Raw genomic sequence first — 17550 nt, forward strand, 5'->3', positions numbered from 1 at the left:
CGAAAGATGTTGAGACCGCCGCGTCTTAGTCCATTATCCCCGGGTCCATTATCTCTGGCTCGTGCAAGGCTTGACCCGAGCGCCAAACGTGGCCGGAAACCGGATTGAGAAGATGCCTCAGGCGCCACTTATCGCAACCCTTGTCGCCGGCCTCGGACTCGCCTTCATCCTCGGCACGTTGGCGAACCGACTTCGCCTGTCGCCACTGGTCGGCTACCTCGTGGCTGGTGTCTTGATTGGCCCGTTCACGCCCGGCTTCGTTGCCGACCAGGCGCTGGCGCGCCAACTCGCCGAGCTCGGCGTGATCCTGCTGATGTTTGGCATAGGGCTGCATTTTTCGCTGAACGATCTGCTGTCGGCAAGAAAGATCGCGATTCCCGGCGCTATCGGTCAAATGGCTCTGGTGACCATGCTCGGCTCCTCGTGACGCAGGCGATCGGCTGGCCGATCGGAGCCGGAGTGGTGTTTGGGCTGGCCCTGTCGGTTGCAAGCACAGTCGTGGTCCTACGGGCGCTGCAGGAAATGCGGCAGCTCGAAACCGATGGCGGACGCATCGCAGTCGGCTGGTTGGTCGTAGAGGACCTCGCCATGATCCTCGCGCTCGTGCTGTTGCCGGCCTTCGCCGGTGTGCTCGGTGGCAATTTCAACGGGCCAAACCTTAACGGCAATGACCTGTTTACATTGTTTGAGCCGCAGACCATCTGGAGCGCGCTCGGGCTGACGCTGGGCAAATTGGCGGCTTTCTTCGCGATCATGGTTGTCGTCGGGCGACGTGTCATTCCGCCGATCCTTCACTACGTTGCTCACACTGGCTCGCGAGAGCTTTTCCGTTTGGCCGTGCTGGCGATCGCCCTTGGTGTCGCTTTCGGGGCAGCCGAGCTGTTCGGCGTCTCGTTCGCTCTTGGGGCGTTTTTCGCAGGAATGATCCTTGCCGAATCCCAGTTGAGCCAAAGGGCCGCTCAGGAAACGCTGCCGCTGCGCGACGCATTCGCGGTGCTTTTCTTCGTCTCCGTCGGCATGCTGTTCAACCCGATGATCCTGGTCGAGCAGCCGCTGCTCGTCGGCGTGACATTTTTGATCATCGTCATCGGCAATGCCACGGCCGCATCGGCCATCGCATTGATGTTCGGCTATCCGTCCCACGTGGCCCTGACACTCGGCCTAAGCCTGGCGCAAATCGGCGAGTTCTCCTTCATCCTGGCGGGACTAGGTGTCGACCTCGCGCTTCTACCAGAGGCTGGACGTGACCTGGTGCTTGCCGGAGCCATCCTTTCGATCCTCGTCAACCCGCTGCTGTTTGCGGCGTTGGATCGGCTGACGCCGTGGCTGAAAGCACGAGAGCGAACCATCGCCACGCAAGAAGGCAAATCCGAACCGCCCGAACTCGCGGCTACCAGCCTGACAGACCACGCGGTGCTTGTCGGCCATGGACGGGTCGGAAGCCTGGTCGCGGAGACGTTGCAAAAGGCAAGGCAGCCTTACCTGGTGATTGAGGAACGGCAAGTGATAGTAGAACAGCTGCGCGCCCGCGGCGTTGATGTCATTGCGGGAAATGCCGCCCAGCCGGGCCTGCTTGAGGCGGCCAACGTTGCCTCGGCCCGGTGGTTGATCAGCGCCATTCCCAATCCGTTCGAGAGCGGCAATCTCATCGAGCAAGCCCATGCCATCAATCCAAGGCTCGAGATCATCGCCCGTGCGCATTCCGATGCCGAAGTGGATTACCTGAAGAAGTTCGGCGCCGACCTGATCATCATGGGCGAGCGGGAGATCGCGCGCGGCATCTCGGATCACATTCTGAGCCGGATCGATGCCCCAGCCGCCCCGGTCGCCGACCAGAGCCAAAACGCGCGCCAGGTCGACTCAAAACCGATGGCCGGGTAATGGCGGCAGCTGCGCCAACAGCATCTCCAGCTTCTTCCGCTGATAGCGTGAGGTCTGGCAGGCGTCGGTCTTTGAAGCAACGCTGGGTTCCGGCACCTGCAATCACGGCCGGCCGACCTATATCCAACTGAAGCTTGCCGATATCGAGCGGCTGTGTCGACGGCGGAAACGTCGTTTGCAACGGCAATAGCTTGTTTGTTCGCATCACTTTCAGGGAGATAAGGAGCCATGATTTCCGGCGCACACATGATCATCTACAGCACGGATGCCGAGGCAGACCGCGCATTTTTTCGCAATGTCCTACGTTTTCCAGCAGTCGATGCTGGCGAAGGCTGGTTGATCTTCGCATTGCCGCCGGCCGAGATTGCCGTTCACCCGGCCGCCGAAGTCGACAGCCACGAAGTCTATCTCATGTGCGAAGACATCAATGCTACGATCCAAGAGCTGAAATCGCACGATGTTGAATGCACTTCGGTCACCGATGAAGGCTGGGGCCTGCTCACGCATGTCTCGCTTCCCAGTGGCGGCTCGCTTGGCCTTTACCAGCCGAGGCATGCTTTGGCGCACAAAGCCGGGGCTGCTTAAGTGGCCGTTTTCCGGCTGCACCCGCTCATTGGCTGCCGATCACCATGCGGTTGCCCTCGCTGTCGCGAAATTCCGCCACCGTGCGGCCTGGCTGCCAGGGCGCCTCCTGCGGTTCGGTGATGATCTCGACGCCGCCCGCCTTCAACGCCGCGATCGTCGCGTCGACATCGTCGTCGACCAGCACCAGCACCGGCTCCGCGCCTGGCGTGTCGTCGGCGCGCCTCACGAAATGCAGGTTCGTCACGGCGTCGGGAAATTTCAGCTCGATCCAGCGCCAGCCGCTATCGCCCATCTTCTCGTCGGCCGTCACCTTGCAGGCGAAATGCCTGGTGTAGAACGCCTTGGCGCGGTCCTGGTCGAATACCGGCAGTTCGGCAAACTGGATGTGCATGGTCGTCGCTCCTGCTCCTCGATGGCTGCTGCCTAGCCGTCCGCAGGTGGAAGTCGATCCGGGCGGCCGAAAAAATTTATAGCGTGCGAGAATCTTTTCGGGAACGCGAAACGTCTTCTGCTCAGACCAACCATTCAGGAGACGAACCATGGGCTACAAACTCATTCGCTACAGCGTGAAAGACACCGGGCTGGAAGAGAACCGCGCGCTGGTGGCAAAAGTGTTCGAGACGCTGGATGAAACGGCGCCGCAGAGCGTGCGCTATCTCGTGCTCGAACTCGACGACGGCGAGTTCGTCCATGTCGTCGGCGAGGGAAACGACACATCTGCGCTGACCGGGCTTGCGGCCTTCGAGGCGTTCACGCAAAACCATGCGGAACGGCGCTCGACGCCGGTGAAGCGGTCGCCTGCCAAAATCATCGGCAACTACCGTGTGCTTGAGGAGAGCAAGGCCGGATAGAATGGACGCCATGATCCAACCGAAATTCGATCGGCCGGCGCTTGAGGCGATGCTCTCCGGGTTTCGCCCAAAACTGCACCGCTACTGCGCCCGCATGGCCGGCTCGGTGATCGACGGCGAAGACATCGTGCAGGAGACGCTGATCAAGGCGCTGCAGGCGGTCGACGGCAGCATGACGGTCGAGCGGCCCGAGCAATGGCTGTTTCGCATCGCGCATAATGCCGCGCAGGACCATCTGCGCCGGCGCCATCGGGAAAGGTCGCGCATGACCGAGACCGACATGACCACCATCGAGGATCCTTCCGGCAGCGCCGACAGCAGGCTCGCCGCGGCGAGCGGCCTGCGCAGCTTCATGCAACTCTCGGTTGCGCAACGCAGCGCAGTGATCCTTGTCGACGTGCTAGGCCTTTCGCTGCACGAGACCTGCGAGGTGACCGGCGCAACGCTGGCCGCCACCAAGGCGGCGTTGCATCGCGGGCGGGCGCAGCTGCGCCTGCTGGCGTCGCAGCCTGAGCACGTTGCCGCGCCACGGCTCGACGCCGATGACGAGCGACGGCTGCGCCGTTATGTCGATCTGTTCAACGCGCGCGACTTCGACGCGGTCAGGGCGCTGATCGCCGAGGATGTCCAACTCGAATTGGTCAGCCGGCTCCGCATGCGCGGCAAGGCTGAAGTGTCGACCTATTTCGGCAATTACGAGCGCATCAGCGACTGGGCGCTGTCGCTGGGTTTTGTCGACGGCCGGCCGGCGATCCTGATCCGCAACCCGCAGGAGCCGGACGGCGCGGTGCGCGGCTTCATGCTGGTCGAATGGCGGGAGGAGCGGGTCGTCCAGATCCGCGATTTTCGTTATGCGCCTTGGTGCCTGATCGATGCCGAGATCAGCACGATGGAGGGGTAGGGGAGGGTCGGCCTCCGGCCGCCCGCTATCCGCGCCGGCCGTCGCGCCAGCCAGCCGGCGAGGCGCCCGCGAGCTTCTTGAAGCTCCGGCTGAAGGCCGCTTCGGACTCGTAGCCGACATCACGCCCGACCGCCGAGACTTTGGCCAGCCCATCAGTGAGCAGTCGTGCGGCCAGTTGTACGCGCCATCGCGTGAGATACTGCATCGGTGGGCAGCCGACGAGACGCGTGAAGCGGGCCGCGAGGACGGACCGCGAGACGCCGGTTTCGCGTGCGAGTTCTTCAATTGTCCAGCCACGCGCCGGATTCTCGTGGACAAGCGCAACAGCCCGGCCGACGGCGGGGTCGCGCAAGCCGGCCAGCCAGCCGGTCTGCTCCGGCGGCAGTGCCTCAAGATAGCGGCGAACGACCTCAACGAACATCAGCTCGCTGAGACGCAGGCGGATGCATTCAGCGCCTGGCCGTTGAACGGACACCTCTGCCAGCGTTAGCTCGATCAGCCGGTCGAGCAGATCGCTCGGTGCGCCGGCCGCGCGCCGGATGCGTATCAGCGGAGGCAGGGCCCCAAGCAGAGGATTGAACGGCCGTGCATCGCAGCCAAGGAAACCGCAGACATATCTGGTCAGAAGGGGGCCGTCGCCGCCTTCGTTGACCACGAAGGGCAGTTGTCCGGCCGCCATGGCGCGAAAGAAGTCGAGCGAATCTTCCTGGCTCAAACCTGACCGCACTCCGGGCGCACTACACATCGCGTACGAATCCTCATGCGGGATCACAAGTATGTCGCCTTCGGCAAACTCCATCGGCGGATCGTCACCGATGCTGACCGAGCCCGATCCTTGGGTGATGATGTGGTAGGAAATCACATGTTGGGCGCGCGGCAGGATAAGATGGGCAAATGAACCCGCCCGCGGCACTTCCACGCTCCAGGGCGAAGAGGCATCGACCCAGAAGAAAAGCGCGCCGGTGAGCTTTACCACGCGCAGCACATCCGAAAGCACATCCTTGTCCGGCGCGGCCGAAGGTGCGGCATCGGCAACGACCTCTTCCGGTGGCCGCTCAGGCGATCGCGCCAGAACGGACGCTGCAGCAAGCGATCGAGACGCTGGGTCATGGAGCGTGCCCATGGCCAAGTCTACTATGCGCCGAACAGTATATCCACCGCGCATCCCGTGGAGTCCATGCGATCAACGGAGGTCGGCCATGTCTACCTATTGCTTCTTCGACGTGCGTGAAATCACCGACCAGGCCAAGGTCGAGCAGTATCTGGCAGGGGTCTTTGCAACGGTTGAACAGTATGGAGGGCGCTATCTGGTGCTGGGCGGGAAATCCGACCTTGTCGAAGGAGACTGGCAGCCGGTCTATCCGGTCATCGTCGAATTTGCCGATGGCGAGCATGCCCGGCGCTGGTATTCATCGCCCGAATACGAGCCGCTGAAGGCGCTACGCGTCGCCGGAACCCGATCCAACGCAGTGTTCCTTGAAGGTGCAACGCAGGGACCGGAGCAAGCGGCGGCCCAGACCCGCCGGGGCAAGATATCGAAAACTCCGGCTGAAATCTACGACTCACTGTTCGTTCCAGCGCTGTTCCGACAATGGGGGCCTATCGTCGCCGCCGAGGCGCGAATAGGGAGGGGCGACTGCGTGATCGACATTGCCTGCGGTACGGGTGTGCTGGCGCTCGCGGCCCTCGACCGCGTTGGCGCGGAGGGCAAGGTGGTCGGGCTTGATCCCAATCCCGATATGCTTTGCGTTGCCCGCCGCAAAAGCACTCGCATCGATTGGCGAGAAGGGCGCGCTGAGCAGATCCCTTTCCCGGATGAAAGCTTCGACGCTGCGGTCAGCCAGTTCGGCCTGATGTTCTTCGACGATCGAGCAGCCGGACTGCGGGAAATGATGCGCGTGCTTAAGTCCGGCGGCCGGCTCGCCGTCGCGGTCTGCGGACCGCTCGACCAGTCGCCCGGCTATGCCGCAGTGGCGGATATGCTTGAACGGCTGTTTGGAGCCGACGTTGCGAACGCGTTCCGCGCGCCCTTTGTGCTCGGCGATGCGGAGTTACTGCGCTCGCTCTGCGCGAAGGCAGGCATAGAGCGTGCCGAGGTGAAGCGACACCGCGGAACGGTCCGTTTTGCCTCGATCGAGTCGCTGATCTCGACTGAAAGAGCCTGCATCTGGACGTTGGGCGGGCTTTTGAACAACGAGCAGTTCAAGCGGCTCCTGGAGGAGGCCGAGCGGGCACTTATGCCTTACGTGACAGCAGCCGGCGCCGTCGCTTTCGACATGCCGGCGCTCGTCATCACGGCATCCAAGGACTGACGCTGGCAACCAGTCTGCGATCAGGCGCTGCCTGCTTCACCTTCCCGCAAAGTCTATCAAACGACACGCACGCGGCGCGTCACCTGGCCATTGCTTTCCCAGTATGTGTGTTTCTTGGCAATCAAGGGATCGTCCATTGCCGGTTGAACCTGTCCCGTGGTGCTGACCGCGCGCGAGGTCACCGTGTGTTCTCCAGGCGACGGACTTGGCCAATCCAGGGACCAGATCTTCCAGGCGTGTTCGGCCTCCTCGCTGCGGTCGATGATCGCCGGTGCCCATGGCGCTTGATCGATTTGCACTTCGACCCGATCGATCGGTGCCCCCCAGGCTGCCCCAATGATGCGGTAGTCCGAGTCCTTGCGGGTGACCTTCGCGGGCGCGGACTTTATCAGCGCTCGTCCGACTGAGTCCTCGGTCCACACGGTCTCGCCATTGCGCTCTTCCTCCCGGATGGTGACATAGTCACGGGCCATCAGAAGGCTCATGAAGCGGGTGTCGCGCACTTCGATGCGCTCCAGCCACTTGACGTTGGCGATGCCATACCAGCCCGGAGCAATCAGCCGCAGCGGAAAACCATTGGCCGCCGGCAAGGCGGCTCCGTTCATTTCGTAGCAGAGCAGATTGTCTGGGTTCGTCGCTTCGGCAAGCGACATGCTGCGCGCGAAGTTCTGCTGCATCTTGACGTCGCGGATGGCGACCTCGCCGGTGTCAGTGCCGAAAAAGACGACCTCGATGCCATCTTCCAGAACGCCGGCTTCCTCGAGGATCGGGGCGAGCGGCGTCCCTGCCCAGCGGGCATTGCCGATGCCGCCGGTGAAAAACGGAAAACCGTGGTTGCCCGAGCATTCCACTGTGGAAACGACCTCCTGGCGCGGCCGCGCCTTGATGTCGGCGAGAGTCAGTTTCAAGGGCTTCTTGACCAGGCCGCCGATCTCCATCGACCATGTCTTCTCGTCGATCGTTGGTCGATTGAAATGCGAGATGCTGAAGAACTTGTCGTTTGGCGTTATCCAGCTATCCAGATCCTCCCAGACAAGCTGCTTCTGGATGCCGACCGGATCGGGATTTTCGGTCGGCTGGTCCAGCCACCGAATAACCTCCTCGCTCGCCCGTGTTGGAAAAGCGTAAGCCCGACGCGAGGTATAGAGAGCAGCAATTGCGGCAAGGGCAGCACTTCCCTGAACGAGAAGTTCTCTGCGTTGAATATCAGGCATGTTGTTTCCTCCCAGTTGATCCCGAAACAGGCTGCACGTGCCTTGGGCCGCAGCCTGAACACGGATAGGCGCAATGAGCGTTTGCCCCACCCGGAGATTATCCGGACAGGTCAAGAAATCAGCGGCGACAAACATGTGAAGCCTTGGACGAAACTCTCGCTTGGGTTTCGCCGTTTTAAGGGTGCGCCTTTGAGAGGGAAGAGTCCAGGTGTATGATGATCGTCTAATATTTCTAGATCAGGGGGACAGCATGACGTCTTGGGAAATCAACGGACGCGAACTCGTCAATTGCACCTGCGAATATGGCTGCAACTGTCAATTCAATGCGCTGCCCGACAAGGGCCATTGCCATGCCGTGGCCGGTATCCAGATCGACGAAGGTCCTCATGGCGAGACCGTTCTCGACGGCCTGCGCATCGCCGCGATCTTCAAATGGCCCGGGGCGATCCACGAGGGCAACGGCGAAGCCATCGCTTTCGTCGACGAGAAGGCAACCGACCAGCAGCGTGACGCGCTGCTGCGCATCATGACCGGCCAGGACACCGATCCGTTCGCGACGATGTTCGCCGTCTACGCCTCGACCGTGACAAAAATGAATGAGCCGGTCTTCACCAGGATCGATCTCGACCTCGATGTCGACGGCCGCAGGGGCCGCATCTTCGTCAAGGACTACATCGAAACGGTCGGCGAACCAATCCGCAACAAGGTGACGGGCGCGGACTCGCGCGCCCAGATCGTGTTGCCGAACGGCTTCGAATATGCGGTCGCCGAGATCGGCAGCGCTTCGAGCACAACCAGCGGGCCGGTTCAGGTGACCACCAAGGACAGTTACGGCCAGTTCGCGCGGCTGCATCTCAACAATCACGGGGTGGTGCGAGCCTGACGCGGCGCATGAACGGCGCGTCGCCACTGGAACGGCTGCTCAGGCGCGACCGCGTCATCACAATTGCGGGCGTGGTGGCGCTGTGCCTGCTGGCCTGGCTTTACATCGCCGCCGGCGCAGGGATCGGCATGAATGCGTGGGAGATGTCGAGGCTCGCGTTATTCCCGCACCTGCAAACTCCGAACATGACATCCGATATGACCTCTGAGATGCCCGGCATGGACATGTCTGGCATGGACATGTCTGGCATGGATATGTCCGGCATGGACATGAGCGCGATGGCGACGGAGCCGCGGGCCTGGGGGACCGCGAACTGGGCGCTGATGATCGCCATGTGGTGGGTCATGATGATCGCCATGATGTCGCCGAGTGCGGCGCCGACCATCCTGCTCTATGCGCGCGTGCATCGCCATGCGCGGCACGGGGTCAGATCCAGGACAAGCTCGCGCCGACCGGCGTGTTCCATGGCAGGCTACCTCCTGGTCTGGCTGGGGTTCTCCGTCGCCGCAACCGCATTGCATTGGCTGCTCGAACGCGAAGCCTTCGTTTCGGCGACGATGATGAGTTCGCAGAGCCGCTGGCTTTCAGCCATCGTCCTGATCGGCGCGGGGATCTATCAGCTCTCGTCCTTCAAGAACGCCTGCCTGTCGCATTGCCGGGCACCGACGGCGTTCCTTGCCCGCCACTGGCGTCCGCACGCCCTTGGCGCGCTGCGTCTCGGCGCATTGCATGGGGCGTTTTGTGTCGGATGCTGCTGGATGCTGATGGCGTTGTTGTTCGTCGGCGGCATCATGAACCTGGTGTGGATCGCCGCGCTCGCCATTCTGGTGCTGGCGGAAAAACTGTTTCCTGCCGGCCCGTGGGTTGGCCGGGCAGCCGGCATCGCCCTGATCGCCTGGGGCAGCGCAACGCTTTTGGTCTGACGACCAGGGCCGCCTCTGTCGGCATTCAAAGCGTCGAGGAACTTTGAATTCTCGAATCCGTTACCGAATATCGTGGATGGGAGGCTCCGCCGATGAATGTCAGCGATGAAAGGACTGTATCGCTCTGGGCGGCGACCGAAGTCGTGCCCGATGCGGTGCCGCTCGGGCAAAGCGAACAGGTCGATGTCGTGGTCGTCGGGTCTGGGATTGCCGGACTGTCGGTCGCCTACGAACTGGCCGTCGCCGGGCAAAAGGTGGCTGTCCTCGATCGCGGCCGGATCGGAAGCGGCATGACGGCTCGCACCACTGCGCACCTGTCATCCATCTGCGATGACTATTTTTCGGAGCTGACCAAATTGCGCGGCGAGGACCTGGCGCGGATTTTTTACCAAAGCCAATCGGCCGCTATCGACCGTATCCAATCCATCCGGGAGGCCGAGCGTATCGCTTGCGATTTCCGGCGCCTTGATGGCTTTCTCTTTCCGGCTTCCGGCAGCCAGGAATCCGATATCACGCGCGAACTGGACGCCGCTCTGAAGATCGGTGTCGAGGTCGAGAAGACCAGGGGCGTGCCATTTGCAGGCTTTTCGGATGTGCAGGCCCTTCGATACGCCAATCAGGCGACCTTCCACCCGCTCAAATATCTCCGCGGGCTGGCCGCGGCCATCCGCGCGCGCGGCGGCGTGCTTTATGCTGATACTATCGTCGAAAAGGTCGAGGAGACTGATGGCGGCGTGCGTGTAACCACGGTTTCAGGCTTTACCGTGTCTGCCAGATCGGCCGTTGTCGCCACCAACTCGCCGATCAACGATCGGGTCGCGCTCCACACCAAGCAAGCGCCGTATCGAACCTACGCGATGTCGTTCGAGATCGCGGGCGACACCATTCCGGATGCGCTGTATTGGGATACTGAAGACCCTTATCACTACGTTCGGCTTCAGCCTGGCGACGGTCGGACCGACTTCCTGATCGTCGGAGGTGAAGACCACAAGACAGGACAGGCCGATGATGCCGGTGACCGTTTCGCGGCCCTGACGGCCTGGACCAAAAGGCTGGTGCCCGATGTCGGCGTGGAAATCAACCGGTGGTCCGGGCAGGTGATGGAGACCGTCGATTATGCGGGGTTCATCGGCCGCAATCCTGGCGACAGCCGCGTCTTTGTGGCGACCGGGGATTCCGGCCAGGGCATTACCCATGGCGTTGTCGCCGGCCTGTTGATTTCAGACCTGATTCTGAAGGAGGAAAGTCCCTGGCGCGAACTCTACGAGCCGTCGCGCAAGACGGCAGGCGCGATCGGCGATTACCTGTCGGAGAATGCGACGGCGATCAAGAGTTTTGCCGAATATATCGCGCCTGGCGAGATCGATTCCGTCGATAAGCTGCGACCGGGAGAAGGTGCCATCGTCCGCGAAGGGCTCAGCAAGATCGCCGCATTTCGCGATGACGACGGCACGCTCTACAAGCGCTCGGCCGCATGCACGCATGTCGGCTGCCACGTCCACTGGAACTCGCTCGAGCGCTGCTGGGACTGCCCCTGCCACGGTTCGCATTTTGCAATCGATGGCACGGCCTTGAACGGACCGGCCGTGGCGCCGCTGGGAAGCGAGTAGGGCAGTAGGCAGTAGGCAGTAGGCAGTAGGCAGTAGGCAGTAGGCAGTGGGCAGTGGGCAGTGGGCAGTGGGCAGTGGGCAGTGGGCAGTGGTGAGGAAGCCATTCCAGGGGCCATTCCCCTACTCCCCTACTGCCTACTGCCTTCCCTTACTTACAATTCCTTTTCGGCCAGCTCGCGAAACGCATCGGGGACCGATCGCGATTGGCCGAGCGCGACCGAGGCATAGCCGACCGCCTCCCAGCCGAAGCGGTCGCGGATCTTGTCGATGGCGTGGTCCGCGGTCCAGCGCGCCGCACCCTTCCTGGTGCCGGGGCGGAGGCGGTCGTCGTCGAGGCCGAGCGGCAGTTCCAGCTGCAGGGCCGGCTGCTTCTCCAGATGCGAGACGGCGATCGCCAGCAGCGAAATGGTCTTTTCGTGCGGATGATCGACAAGCACCTTGCGCACCAGCGCCTCGGCGATCTCGGCCAGCATCGCGGTTGCCGAAATCGGCTGGTCGAGCGTGATCGAACGCGTCACCGAGCGCAGATCGGCAAAGCGGACGCGGACCGTCACCGTGCGGCCGGGCCGGGATTTCGCCCGCAGCCTGGTGGCGACCCTGTCGGCCAGATGCAGCAGGGTGGGTACGAAGATTTTTGCCTCGGCCGGTTTCCTGCCGAGCGCCGATTGCGCGCCGGCCGATCGTGCCCGGCGCTGCGTCTCGAGTTTTCGCGGATCGCGGTTCCAGGCCAGCGCGTTGAGTTTTTCACCTGCCGCCGGGCCGAGCAGACGCTCCAGCGACCCACCATTGGTCTTCGCCAGTTCGCCGATGGTGCGCACACCAATGCCGGCCAGCCGCTCCCTGGTGACCGGACCGACGCCCCACATCAGCTCGACCGGCAGATCGTGAAGGAACTCCAGCTCGTGGCGCGGATCGACCACTACCAGCCCGTCGGGCTTGGCCACCTGCGAGGCGATCTTGGCCAGGTGCTTGGTGCGCGCCACGCCGACCGAGATCGGCAAGCCAAGCTCGGCCCGCACGCGGCGGCGGATGGTTGTCGCGATCTCGGCCGGCGGGCCGAACAGGTGGGTGCAGCCGGCGACGTCGGCAAAGGCCTCATCGATGGAAATCCGCTCGACCACCGGGGTAAAATCGCCGAGCACTTGAATAGCCGCATCGCCGAGCCGCTGATAATCCTTGAAATGGCCGCCGACGAAAATCAGCCCGGGGCAGAGTTCCCGCGCGCGCCGCCCCGGCATGCCGCCGCGCACGCCAAAAGCCCTGGCCTCGTAGGACGCGGCCAAGACGACGCCGCCGCCGACGGCGATCGGCTTGCCGCGCAGGGCGGGGTCGAGCAACTGTTCGACCGAGGCATAGAAAGCGTCCAGATCAGCGTGGAGGATGTTGGCTTCCATCCGGCCCGTTCGCCCGCGGCGGTTCGAACGCCGCATTGTCCTGAGGGTGGGTTTTGTGCGAACATAAAGAGAACAAATAGGGCGGATTGTCAAGGAGCGTGGAGGGCAGGTGGAGGGTAATCGCTTCAGGTCTGCGCTGCCCCTCATCGCCCTGCCGGGCACTTCTCCCCGTATAGGAACGGGGAGATGGGACACTTCGCAAAGGATTTCGCCAATCTCTGGCGTTCAGAAATGGAGCCGACGCTGCGGCCAGCCCCTTCTCCCCGTCACCATACGGGGAGAAGGTGCCGGCAGCGCGGCAGCGCCGACGTTACTCACCTCCAGCCTACGCCGCCTGCCGTGCCCAGAGGCGGTGGCCGTAGCGGCGGAAGAAGCGCGCCAGCAGAAGCTGCTGCCTGGCGCGGGCGAGATCGGCGCCGCGCCTTTCCTGGCGCCAGCGCGGCATATTGCGATAACAGGCGATGAAGCGGGCGGCGTCCTCGAGCGCCTCCTCAGTCGACTGCGCCGGGCGGATCGCCGCCACGAACAAGGCCTCGCCGAGCTTCAGCCGGTCGACCAGCGCCTTGCGCTGGCCATGGCCGAGGCGCGCCCGGCCTATGCCGTCGAGGCGGATAGCCGCGAGGGCGGCGAGCATGGCCGGGCTGTCGCTGGTATAGCCGCAATCGCGGGCGAACTGGGCGGAGAGGGCGTCCATCTTCGTCTCCTTGGCTGGCGGCGGCGCGACGGAGACCCGGTCCCGTCGCCCGTTCGTCTGGAGTATTTTATATAAGCATAACTCGAAAATCGGCACAAGTTAAACTTTTGCACGGGTTGAGCGGAACCGACTCGACTCTTCGGGAAAAACCCCTAATGATGTGAACAAAACAGGAACCGAGGCACCAGGGACGATGGCATTGCCGGGCAAGGAAGCAACGATCGCCGAGGTCGTCTCGATCGCGGTCGAGTGTATCGATTGCGGTCGAAACAGATGGTGGAAGCCGGCGGAGCTGAGGCGATTCGGGGTGACCGCGCAGACGCCGCTGGCGGCGCTGTCGGGGCGGCTTCGCTGCTCGGCCTGTCGCGCCGATGGCCTGCCGGGCGCGGCGGTCTCGATCCAGGCGGCGTTCATCGACGAGCGGCAGCAGCGCCGCGCCGAGGCGCGGATGCTTGGCGAGCGCGAGGTTCCGCTGGAGAGATCCAGGCGGGCTTGATGGGGAGTGGCGATTCCTTCTCCCCTTGTGGGAGAAGGTGGCCTCGCGAAGCGAGGTCGGATGAGGGGTGTTGGACGGATCGCCAACGCCTGCCTTTGCTCCAGGGAAGTGAAGCGAAGGCGACGGATTGCCGATGCCTCATTCCGTCCAGCACCCCTCATCCGGCTCGGCGCTACGCGCCGATCCACCTTCTCCCACAAGGGGAGAAGGGCGCGCTCCGCCGCCGCCCTAGTACCCCAGCAGTTCCTTGAGCGGGATGACGCGCCAGACGTGTTTTATCGCGTAGCGGTTGAAGGTCAGCGACTTCGGCGGATTGTACTGCTCGACGACCAACTCGGCGGCGGTCCGCTTGACCAGCTTTTTGATGAAGGCCTTGCCGTTGCGCTCGTTTTCCTCGGGAAACATCTCGACCACCACGTGGTCGCCGGGCACAGCGTCGCGGCCGCCGCAATAGAGCATCTCGCCGGGCTCGTAGCGCGGCACCATCGAGTCGGAGAGCACGTGCAGGGCGAACACCTTGCGCAGATGGGCGATGCCGGGCGGGCGCTGGACATAGCCGGCGACCTCGCCGTTGAAGGTGAAGTCACCGTCGTCGCCGCCGACCGCGGCGCCCAGAAGCTCGATGTCCATCGGGCCGGCGGGCAGGGGGGCGGCGTCGGTGACGATCTCGGCGTCGGCGACATTGTCGGCGTCGTCGAGGAAGACGACCTCGCCCTTGCCGAGCGCCACCGGGTCGACGCGCAGGAAGGCGGCGGTCTTCAAAAGGTTCTCGGTTTTCGGCAGGTTGCGGCCGGTTTCCCAATTGCCGACAGCGGCGACGTCGGTGTCGTTGTGCTCGGCAATATGGCGCATCACCAGGCCGCGCTGCTTGCGCGCCTTGCGGATCGCCGCCCCGACCTTGATCGACAATGAGGTTTTCGCCATGGCGCCATCTGAAACATAAGAATCGGTTTCGTCCATGAAAGAATGGCTTGCATAATTTTTTGAGTTATGCTTATATATAGCCATGCACAAGCCACGCTCCATCTCGCTTTCCCATCCGTCCCGGCTGTCCTCCTCCCCGGCCGGGACGAAGCCCGAGGCTCGCGCCTCGGATCCGGTGGCCCTGCCGTCAGCGGCGGCGACCGGAACGGCCGGAGCCGTCCCCTCACGGCTCCGGCCCCGAATTTCGGCGCGTGCAATGCGGGCCTTTCGTGCAGCCGCACCGAGGACGGCACGGTCATCGTCTTCGCCCGGCGCACGGGCAGGGCGGTTTCCCCTGGGAGAGGTAATCGGCGACGCCGCGCCGCCCCTCACCTGCCTGCCGGCATCCTCTCCCCGTGAACGGGGAGAGGGGGCAGCTTCGGCATCTACGCAACCCTTTCGATCTCGATGGAAGAACATCATGCCCGCCTATACCGACACAAAATTGCAAAGCATCGCCCGCACGCCGGCCAGGCTGGCGCCGCCGGTCTGGCTGCCGCAGCGCCCGTTGGTGCGCGAGATCCAAGGGCCCGACGGCGAGGCCCTCAAGCTGCCGTCGCCGCGCCCCGCTGCCGCCGTCGGGCGCCAGCCGCATGTCGCGGCCATGCGCTTCATCGACTGCCTGTTCAACCGCTGCCGCGCACCGCTCGACCTGACGCTCGAGCAAAATCCCGAAAACGACGCGCCCGGCAGCCGGCCGGCACTGGCCATGCTGTGCTGCGGCTTGCGCACGCGGCCGCTGAAACGCTACTGCGCCTATCACGCGGCGCGGTTCTGCGACCATCGCCGTACGGCTCTCGCGGACGCAGCGTGAGCGGCATCGGTCGAGAGTCTTCTCGCCAAGCACGGCGGCCCGGTTCCTCGCCCCCGCTGCGCGGAGGAGCCCAGGTTCTGCGAAGACAGCAATGAAACGAGGAGCCACAGATGAGCAAGAAGACCGCCCAAAAGGCCAAACCGCCCAAATTACCCACGGGCGAGGCCGAGCAGGTGCGCATCCGCAAGCAGGTCGGTCATGATTTCGCGCTGAAGGACGATGCCTTTGGCCGCAAGCGGCTGGCGACCGGCACGCTGGAGGCGAGGCGCGTCTATGAGGTGTCCAATAACGGCCACACCGCGACCGGCGGGATTGTGCGGGTGCGCAATGTCGACCCGCTGACCGGCATCACCTCGCTGTCGCGCCAGCAGCGCGAGGCGGGCATGCGCTACCGCGAGGATTTTCGCGTCTCGGCACAGGACGGCGTCAAGCCGATGGCGCTGATCGAGCGCGTCGACGGCGGACCCATCGGCGGCGGCGTTGCCGACCGCATCCTGTCCGCCGGCCGCGCCTATGCCGACGCCACCAGGGCGCTTGCGCATTGGGAGGTGTCGGTCGTGGTGCAAAAAGTCTGCTGCGCCGGCGAAACGGTGAAGAGCCTGGCCGAACAGACCGGCGAGCCGCGGGATGTGCTGTCGAAACTGCTCAAAATCGGGCTGGACTTGCTGGCGGTGCATTACGGCATGATGCTGATGCGGCGGCCGCGGTGAAGGGGCAAACGGGGCGTTTGGCAATGCGTTTTGGCCAGCGTCCTCCAATTGAAGGGCGCGGGTTTCCCGACGGCCTGTTACGCTGCGCCATTGCTGGTAAATCACAATGCCAAAGATGCCGCAAAACGCTCATTTCGCAGATACGGCGCCGACGTCTTCGGCGCTGACCGCGTATGACGAGCACTGCATGCTGACTTACATCCGGCTGCTCGATGCTTCGGCGGACAGCGCCGATTGGCGTGAGGTCGCCCACACCGTCCTGCACATTGACCCGGAGCAGGAGCCAGAACGGGCATTCCGCGCCTGGGCGACGCATCTGGCGCGTGCCCGCTGGATGACCGAGGTTCGTGTCGATCGGCATGATCGTGGCACGGAATGACGCGGGAGATTTTTCGTGGAACTGCCATCCCGGTCTGACCGTTTAGACAGGAAACCAACTGGGAAGCGCCCGATGAACTCTTGGCAAATCAACACCTTGGAGGCCTGCTGCCTGCTTGCCGTCCCGCTGTCGATGATCCTTACGGTTCTGGTGGCGGGTTTCATCCTTGGCTGAATCTGCACTGTTCAGTGAAGGAGACGGCACGCATGGCGGCACCGGCGTGAGTTGCGCCTTGGCATTCATCGCGCGCGACACCTTCAGCGACGACAGAAATGATCCTGCCTCTCAGTCCTTGGCGCGCTCCACATAGGCGGCATCAGCCGTCATCACCACCACGCGGGTGCCGGCGGTGATGTGCGGCGGAACCAGCGTGCGCACGCCGTTGGACAGCGTCGCCGGCTTGTAGGATGAGGACGCCGTCTGGCCCTTGGTCACCGGCTCGGTCTCGACCACCTCGAAGGTGGCGCGCTGCGGCAGCACCAGCGAGATGGCGATGCCGTTGTACTGTGAAATCTGCACCGCCATGCCTTCCTTGAGATAGGGCGCCATCTCGCCGACCACGCTTTCCGGCACCGCGACCTGGTCATAGCTTTCCGGGTTCATGAAATGATAGCCTTCGGCGTCGTGGTAGAGGAAGGTATGCTCGCGCTCCTCGACATAGGCGCGCTCGACCTGCTCGGTGGTGCGGTAGCGCTCCGAAACCTTCACCCCGTCGGAGATGCGGCGCATGTCGAGCTGGGTCACCGGCGTGCCCTTGCCCGGATGGATGTTTTCGGCAAAGAGGATCACATAGAGCTTGCCGTCCTTTTCGACGACATTGCCTTTGCGTAGGGAACTGGCGATGACCTTCACGGGCTTTATTCCTAACAGCGTTGATTGGCCTGGGAGCGCCGAATGGCGCAAATCGGCTGCGGGAGCCGTTCGGTGCGGCCTAGCGCAT

18 protein-coding genes and 1 pseudogene are annotated in these 17550 nt (G+C 63.4%); 12 read left to right on the forward strand and 7 right to left on the reverse strand.

Going from position 1 to position 17550, the window contains the following annotated elements:
• Positions 1-112 precede the first annotated feature (112 nt).
• Together AC0L2K_RS16935 and AC0L2K_RS16940 are read left to right on the forward strand one after the other, a co-directional pair.
• A pseudogene (locus AC0L2K_RS16935) lies at positions 113-1881 on the forward strand (cation:proton antiporter domain-containing protein).
• A 228-nt stretch (positions 1882-2109) separates the two neighbouring features.
• Positions 2110-2466: a VOC family protein gene (locus AC0L2K_RS16940; RefSeq protein ID WP_023799084.1), complete on the forward strand. Its 357-nt coding sequence runs from the start codon at positions 2110-2112 to the stop codon at positions 2464-2466.
• Positions 2467-2491: 25 nt separating this feature from the next.
• Here the strand turns inward: AC0L2K_RS16940 and AC0L2K_RS16945 are convergent, their stop codons facing one another.
• Positions 2492-2857: a VOC family protein gene (locus AC0L2K_RS16945; protein WP_419693933.1), complete on the reverse strand. Its 366-nt coding sequence runs from the start codon at positions 2855-2857 to the stop codon at positions 2492-2494.
• Between the two features lie 148 nt (positions 2858-3005).
• On the opposite strand from AC0L2K_RS16945, the gene AC0L2K_RS16950 reads away from it, so the two are divergent.
• Together AC0L2K_RS16950 and AC0L2K_RS16955 are read left to right on the forward strand one after the other, a co-directional pair.
• Positions 3006-3317, forward strand: a complete 312-nt coding sequence (locus tag AC0L2K_RS16950) for a hypothetical protein (RefSeq protein ID WP_023799082.1) — start codon at positions 3006-3008, stop codon at positions 3315-3317.
• A gap of 10 nt (positions 3318-3327) precedes the next feature.
• Positions 3328-4218, forward strand: a complete 891-nt coding sequence (locus tag AC0L2K_RS16955) for a sigma-70 family RNA polymerase sigma factor (protein ID WP_473531875.1) — start codon at positions 3328-3330, stop codon at positions 4216-4218.
• A gap of 25 nt (positions 4219-4243) precedes the next feature.
• Here AC0L2K_RS16955 and AC0L2K_RS16960 read toward each other — a convergent pair whose 3' ends face one another.
• Positions 4244-5341 carry an AraC family transcriptional regulator gene (locus tag AC0L2K_RS16960; protein WP_473531876.1) on the reverse strand — a complete coding sequence of 366 codons (1098 nt, stop codon included), beginning with the start codon at positions 5339-5341 and terminating at the stop codon, positions 4244-4246.
• Positions 5342-5417: 76 nt separating this feature from the next.
• On the opposite strand from AC0L2K_RS16960, the gene AC0L2K_RS16965 reads away from it, so the two are divergent.
• On the forward strand, positions 5418-6530 hold the full coding sequence (locus tag AC0L2K_RS16965; protein WP_473531877.1) for a DUF1330 domain-containing protein: 1113 nt from the start codon (positions 5418-5420) through the stop codon (positions 6528-6530).
• 56 nt (positions 6531-6586) lie between these two features.
• Here AC0L2K_RS16965 and AC0L2K_RS16970 read toward each other — a convergent pair whose 3' ends face one another.
• Positions 6587-7744 (reverse strand): sulfite oxidase, encoded by a 1158-nt coding sequence (locus AC0L2K_RS16970; RefSeq protein ID WP_473531878.1) that lies wholly within the window; start codon positions 7742-7744, stop codon positions 6587-6589.
• 250 nt (positions 7745-7994) lie between these two features.
• On the opposite strand from AC0L2K_RS16970, the gene AC0L2K_RS16975 reads away from it, so the two are divergent.
• From AC0L2K_RS16975 to AC0L2K_RS16985, 3 genes are all read left to right on the forward strand, one after another.
• On the forward strand, positions 7995-8627 hold the full coding sequence (locus AC0L2K_RS16975; RefSeq protein ID WP_473531879.1) for a DUF1326 domain-containing protein: 633 nt from the start codon (positions 7995-7997) through the stop codon (positions 8625-8627).
• 8 nt (positions 8628-8635) lie between these two features.
• The gene (locus AC0L2K_RS16980) at positions 8636-9550 is read left to right on the forward strand and encodes a DUF2182 domain-containing protein (protein ID WP_473531880.1); all 915 of its coding nucleotides are present in this window, start codon (positions 8636-8638) and stop codon (positions 9548-9550) included.
• Positions 9551-9642: 92 nt separating this feature from the next.
• Positions 9643-11160, forward strand: coding sequence for an FAD-dependent oxidoreductase (locus AC0L2K_RS16985; protein WP_473531881.1), 1518 nt, complete (start codon positions 9643-9645; stop codon positions 11158-11160).
• A 152-nt stretch (positions 11161-11312) separates the two neighbouring features.
• Here the strand turns inward: AC0L2K_RS16985 and dinB are convergent, their stop codons facing one another.
• Together dinB and AC0L2K_RS16995 are read right to left on the reverse strand one after the other, a co-directional pair.
• Complete coding sequence (gene dinB / locus AC0L2K_RS16990; RefSeq protein ID WP_287345379.1) at positions 11313-12554, reverse strand: DNA polymerase IV; 1242 nt, start codon at positions 12552-12554, stop codon at positions 11313-11315.
• A gap of 325 nt (positions 12555-12879) precedes the next feature.
• Positions 12880-13248 carry a hypothetical protein gene (locus AC0L2K_RS16995; RefSeq protein WP_473531882.1) on the reverse strand — a complete coding sequence of 123 codons (369 nt, stop codon included), beginning with the start codon at positions 13246-13248 and terminating at the stop codon, positions 12880-12882.
• Positions 13249-13441: 193 nt separating this feature from the next.
• Between AC0L2K_RS16995 and AC0L2K_RS17000 the strand changes: the two genes are divergently transcribed.
• Positions 13442-13744: a hypothetical protein gene (locus tag AC0L2K_RS17000; protein ID WP_023799072.1), complete on the forward strand. Its 303-nt coding sequence runs from the start codon at positions 13442-13444 to the stop codon at positions 13742-13744.
• Positions 13745-13972: 228 nt separating this feature from the next.
• On the opposite strand, the gene AC0L2K_RS17005 is transcribed toward AC0L2K_RS17000, so the two are convergent.
• Complete coding sequence (locus tag AC0L2K_RS17005; RefSeq protein ID WP_473531883.1) at positions 13973-14668, reverse strand: XRE family transcriptional regulator; 696 nt, start codon at positions 14666-14668, stop codon at positions 13973-13975.
• A gap of 460 nt (positions 14669-15128) precedes the next feature.
• On the opposite strand from AC0L2K_RS17005, the gene AC0L2K_RS17010 reads away from it, so the two are divergent.
• From AC0L2K_RS17010 to AC0L2K_RS17020, 3 genes are all read left to right on the forward strand, one after another.
• On the forward strand, positions 15129-15521 hold the full coding sequence (locus AC0L2K_RS17010; protein ID WP_473531884.1) for a hypothetical protein: 393 nt from the start codon (positions 15129-15131) through the stop codon (positions 15519-15521).
• A gap of 110 nt (positions 15522-15631) precedes the next feature.
• Positions 15632-16231 (forward strand): DUF6456 domain-containing protein, encoded by a 600-nt coding sequence (locus AC0L2K_RS17015; RefSeq protein WP_023799069.1) that lies wholly within the window; start codon positions 15632-15634, stop codon positions 16229-16231.
• Positions 16232-16337: 106 nt separating this feature from the next.
• Entirely contained in the window at positions 16338-16610 is a 273-nt protein-coding gene (locus AC0L2K_RS17020; RefSeq protein ID WP_023799068.1) for a hypothetical protein, read from the forward strand.
• A gap of 285 nt (positions 16611-16895) precedes the next feature.
• Here AC0L2K_RS17020 and efp read toward each other — a convergent pair whose 3' ends face one another.
• Positions 16896-17462, reverse strand: coding sequence for an elongation factor P (gene efp, locus AC0L2K_RS17025; RefSeq protein WP_023799066.1), 567 nt, complete (start codon positions 17460-17462; stop codon positions 16896-16898).
• Positions 17463-17550: the final 88 nt, after the last annotated feature.

Source organism: Mesorhizobium sp. WSM4817, assembly GCF_055811135.1.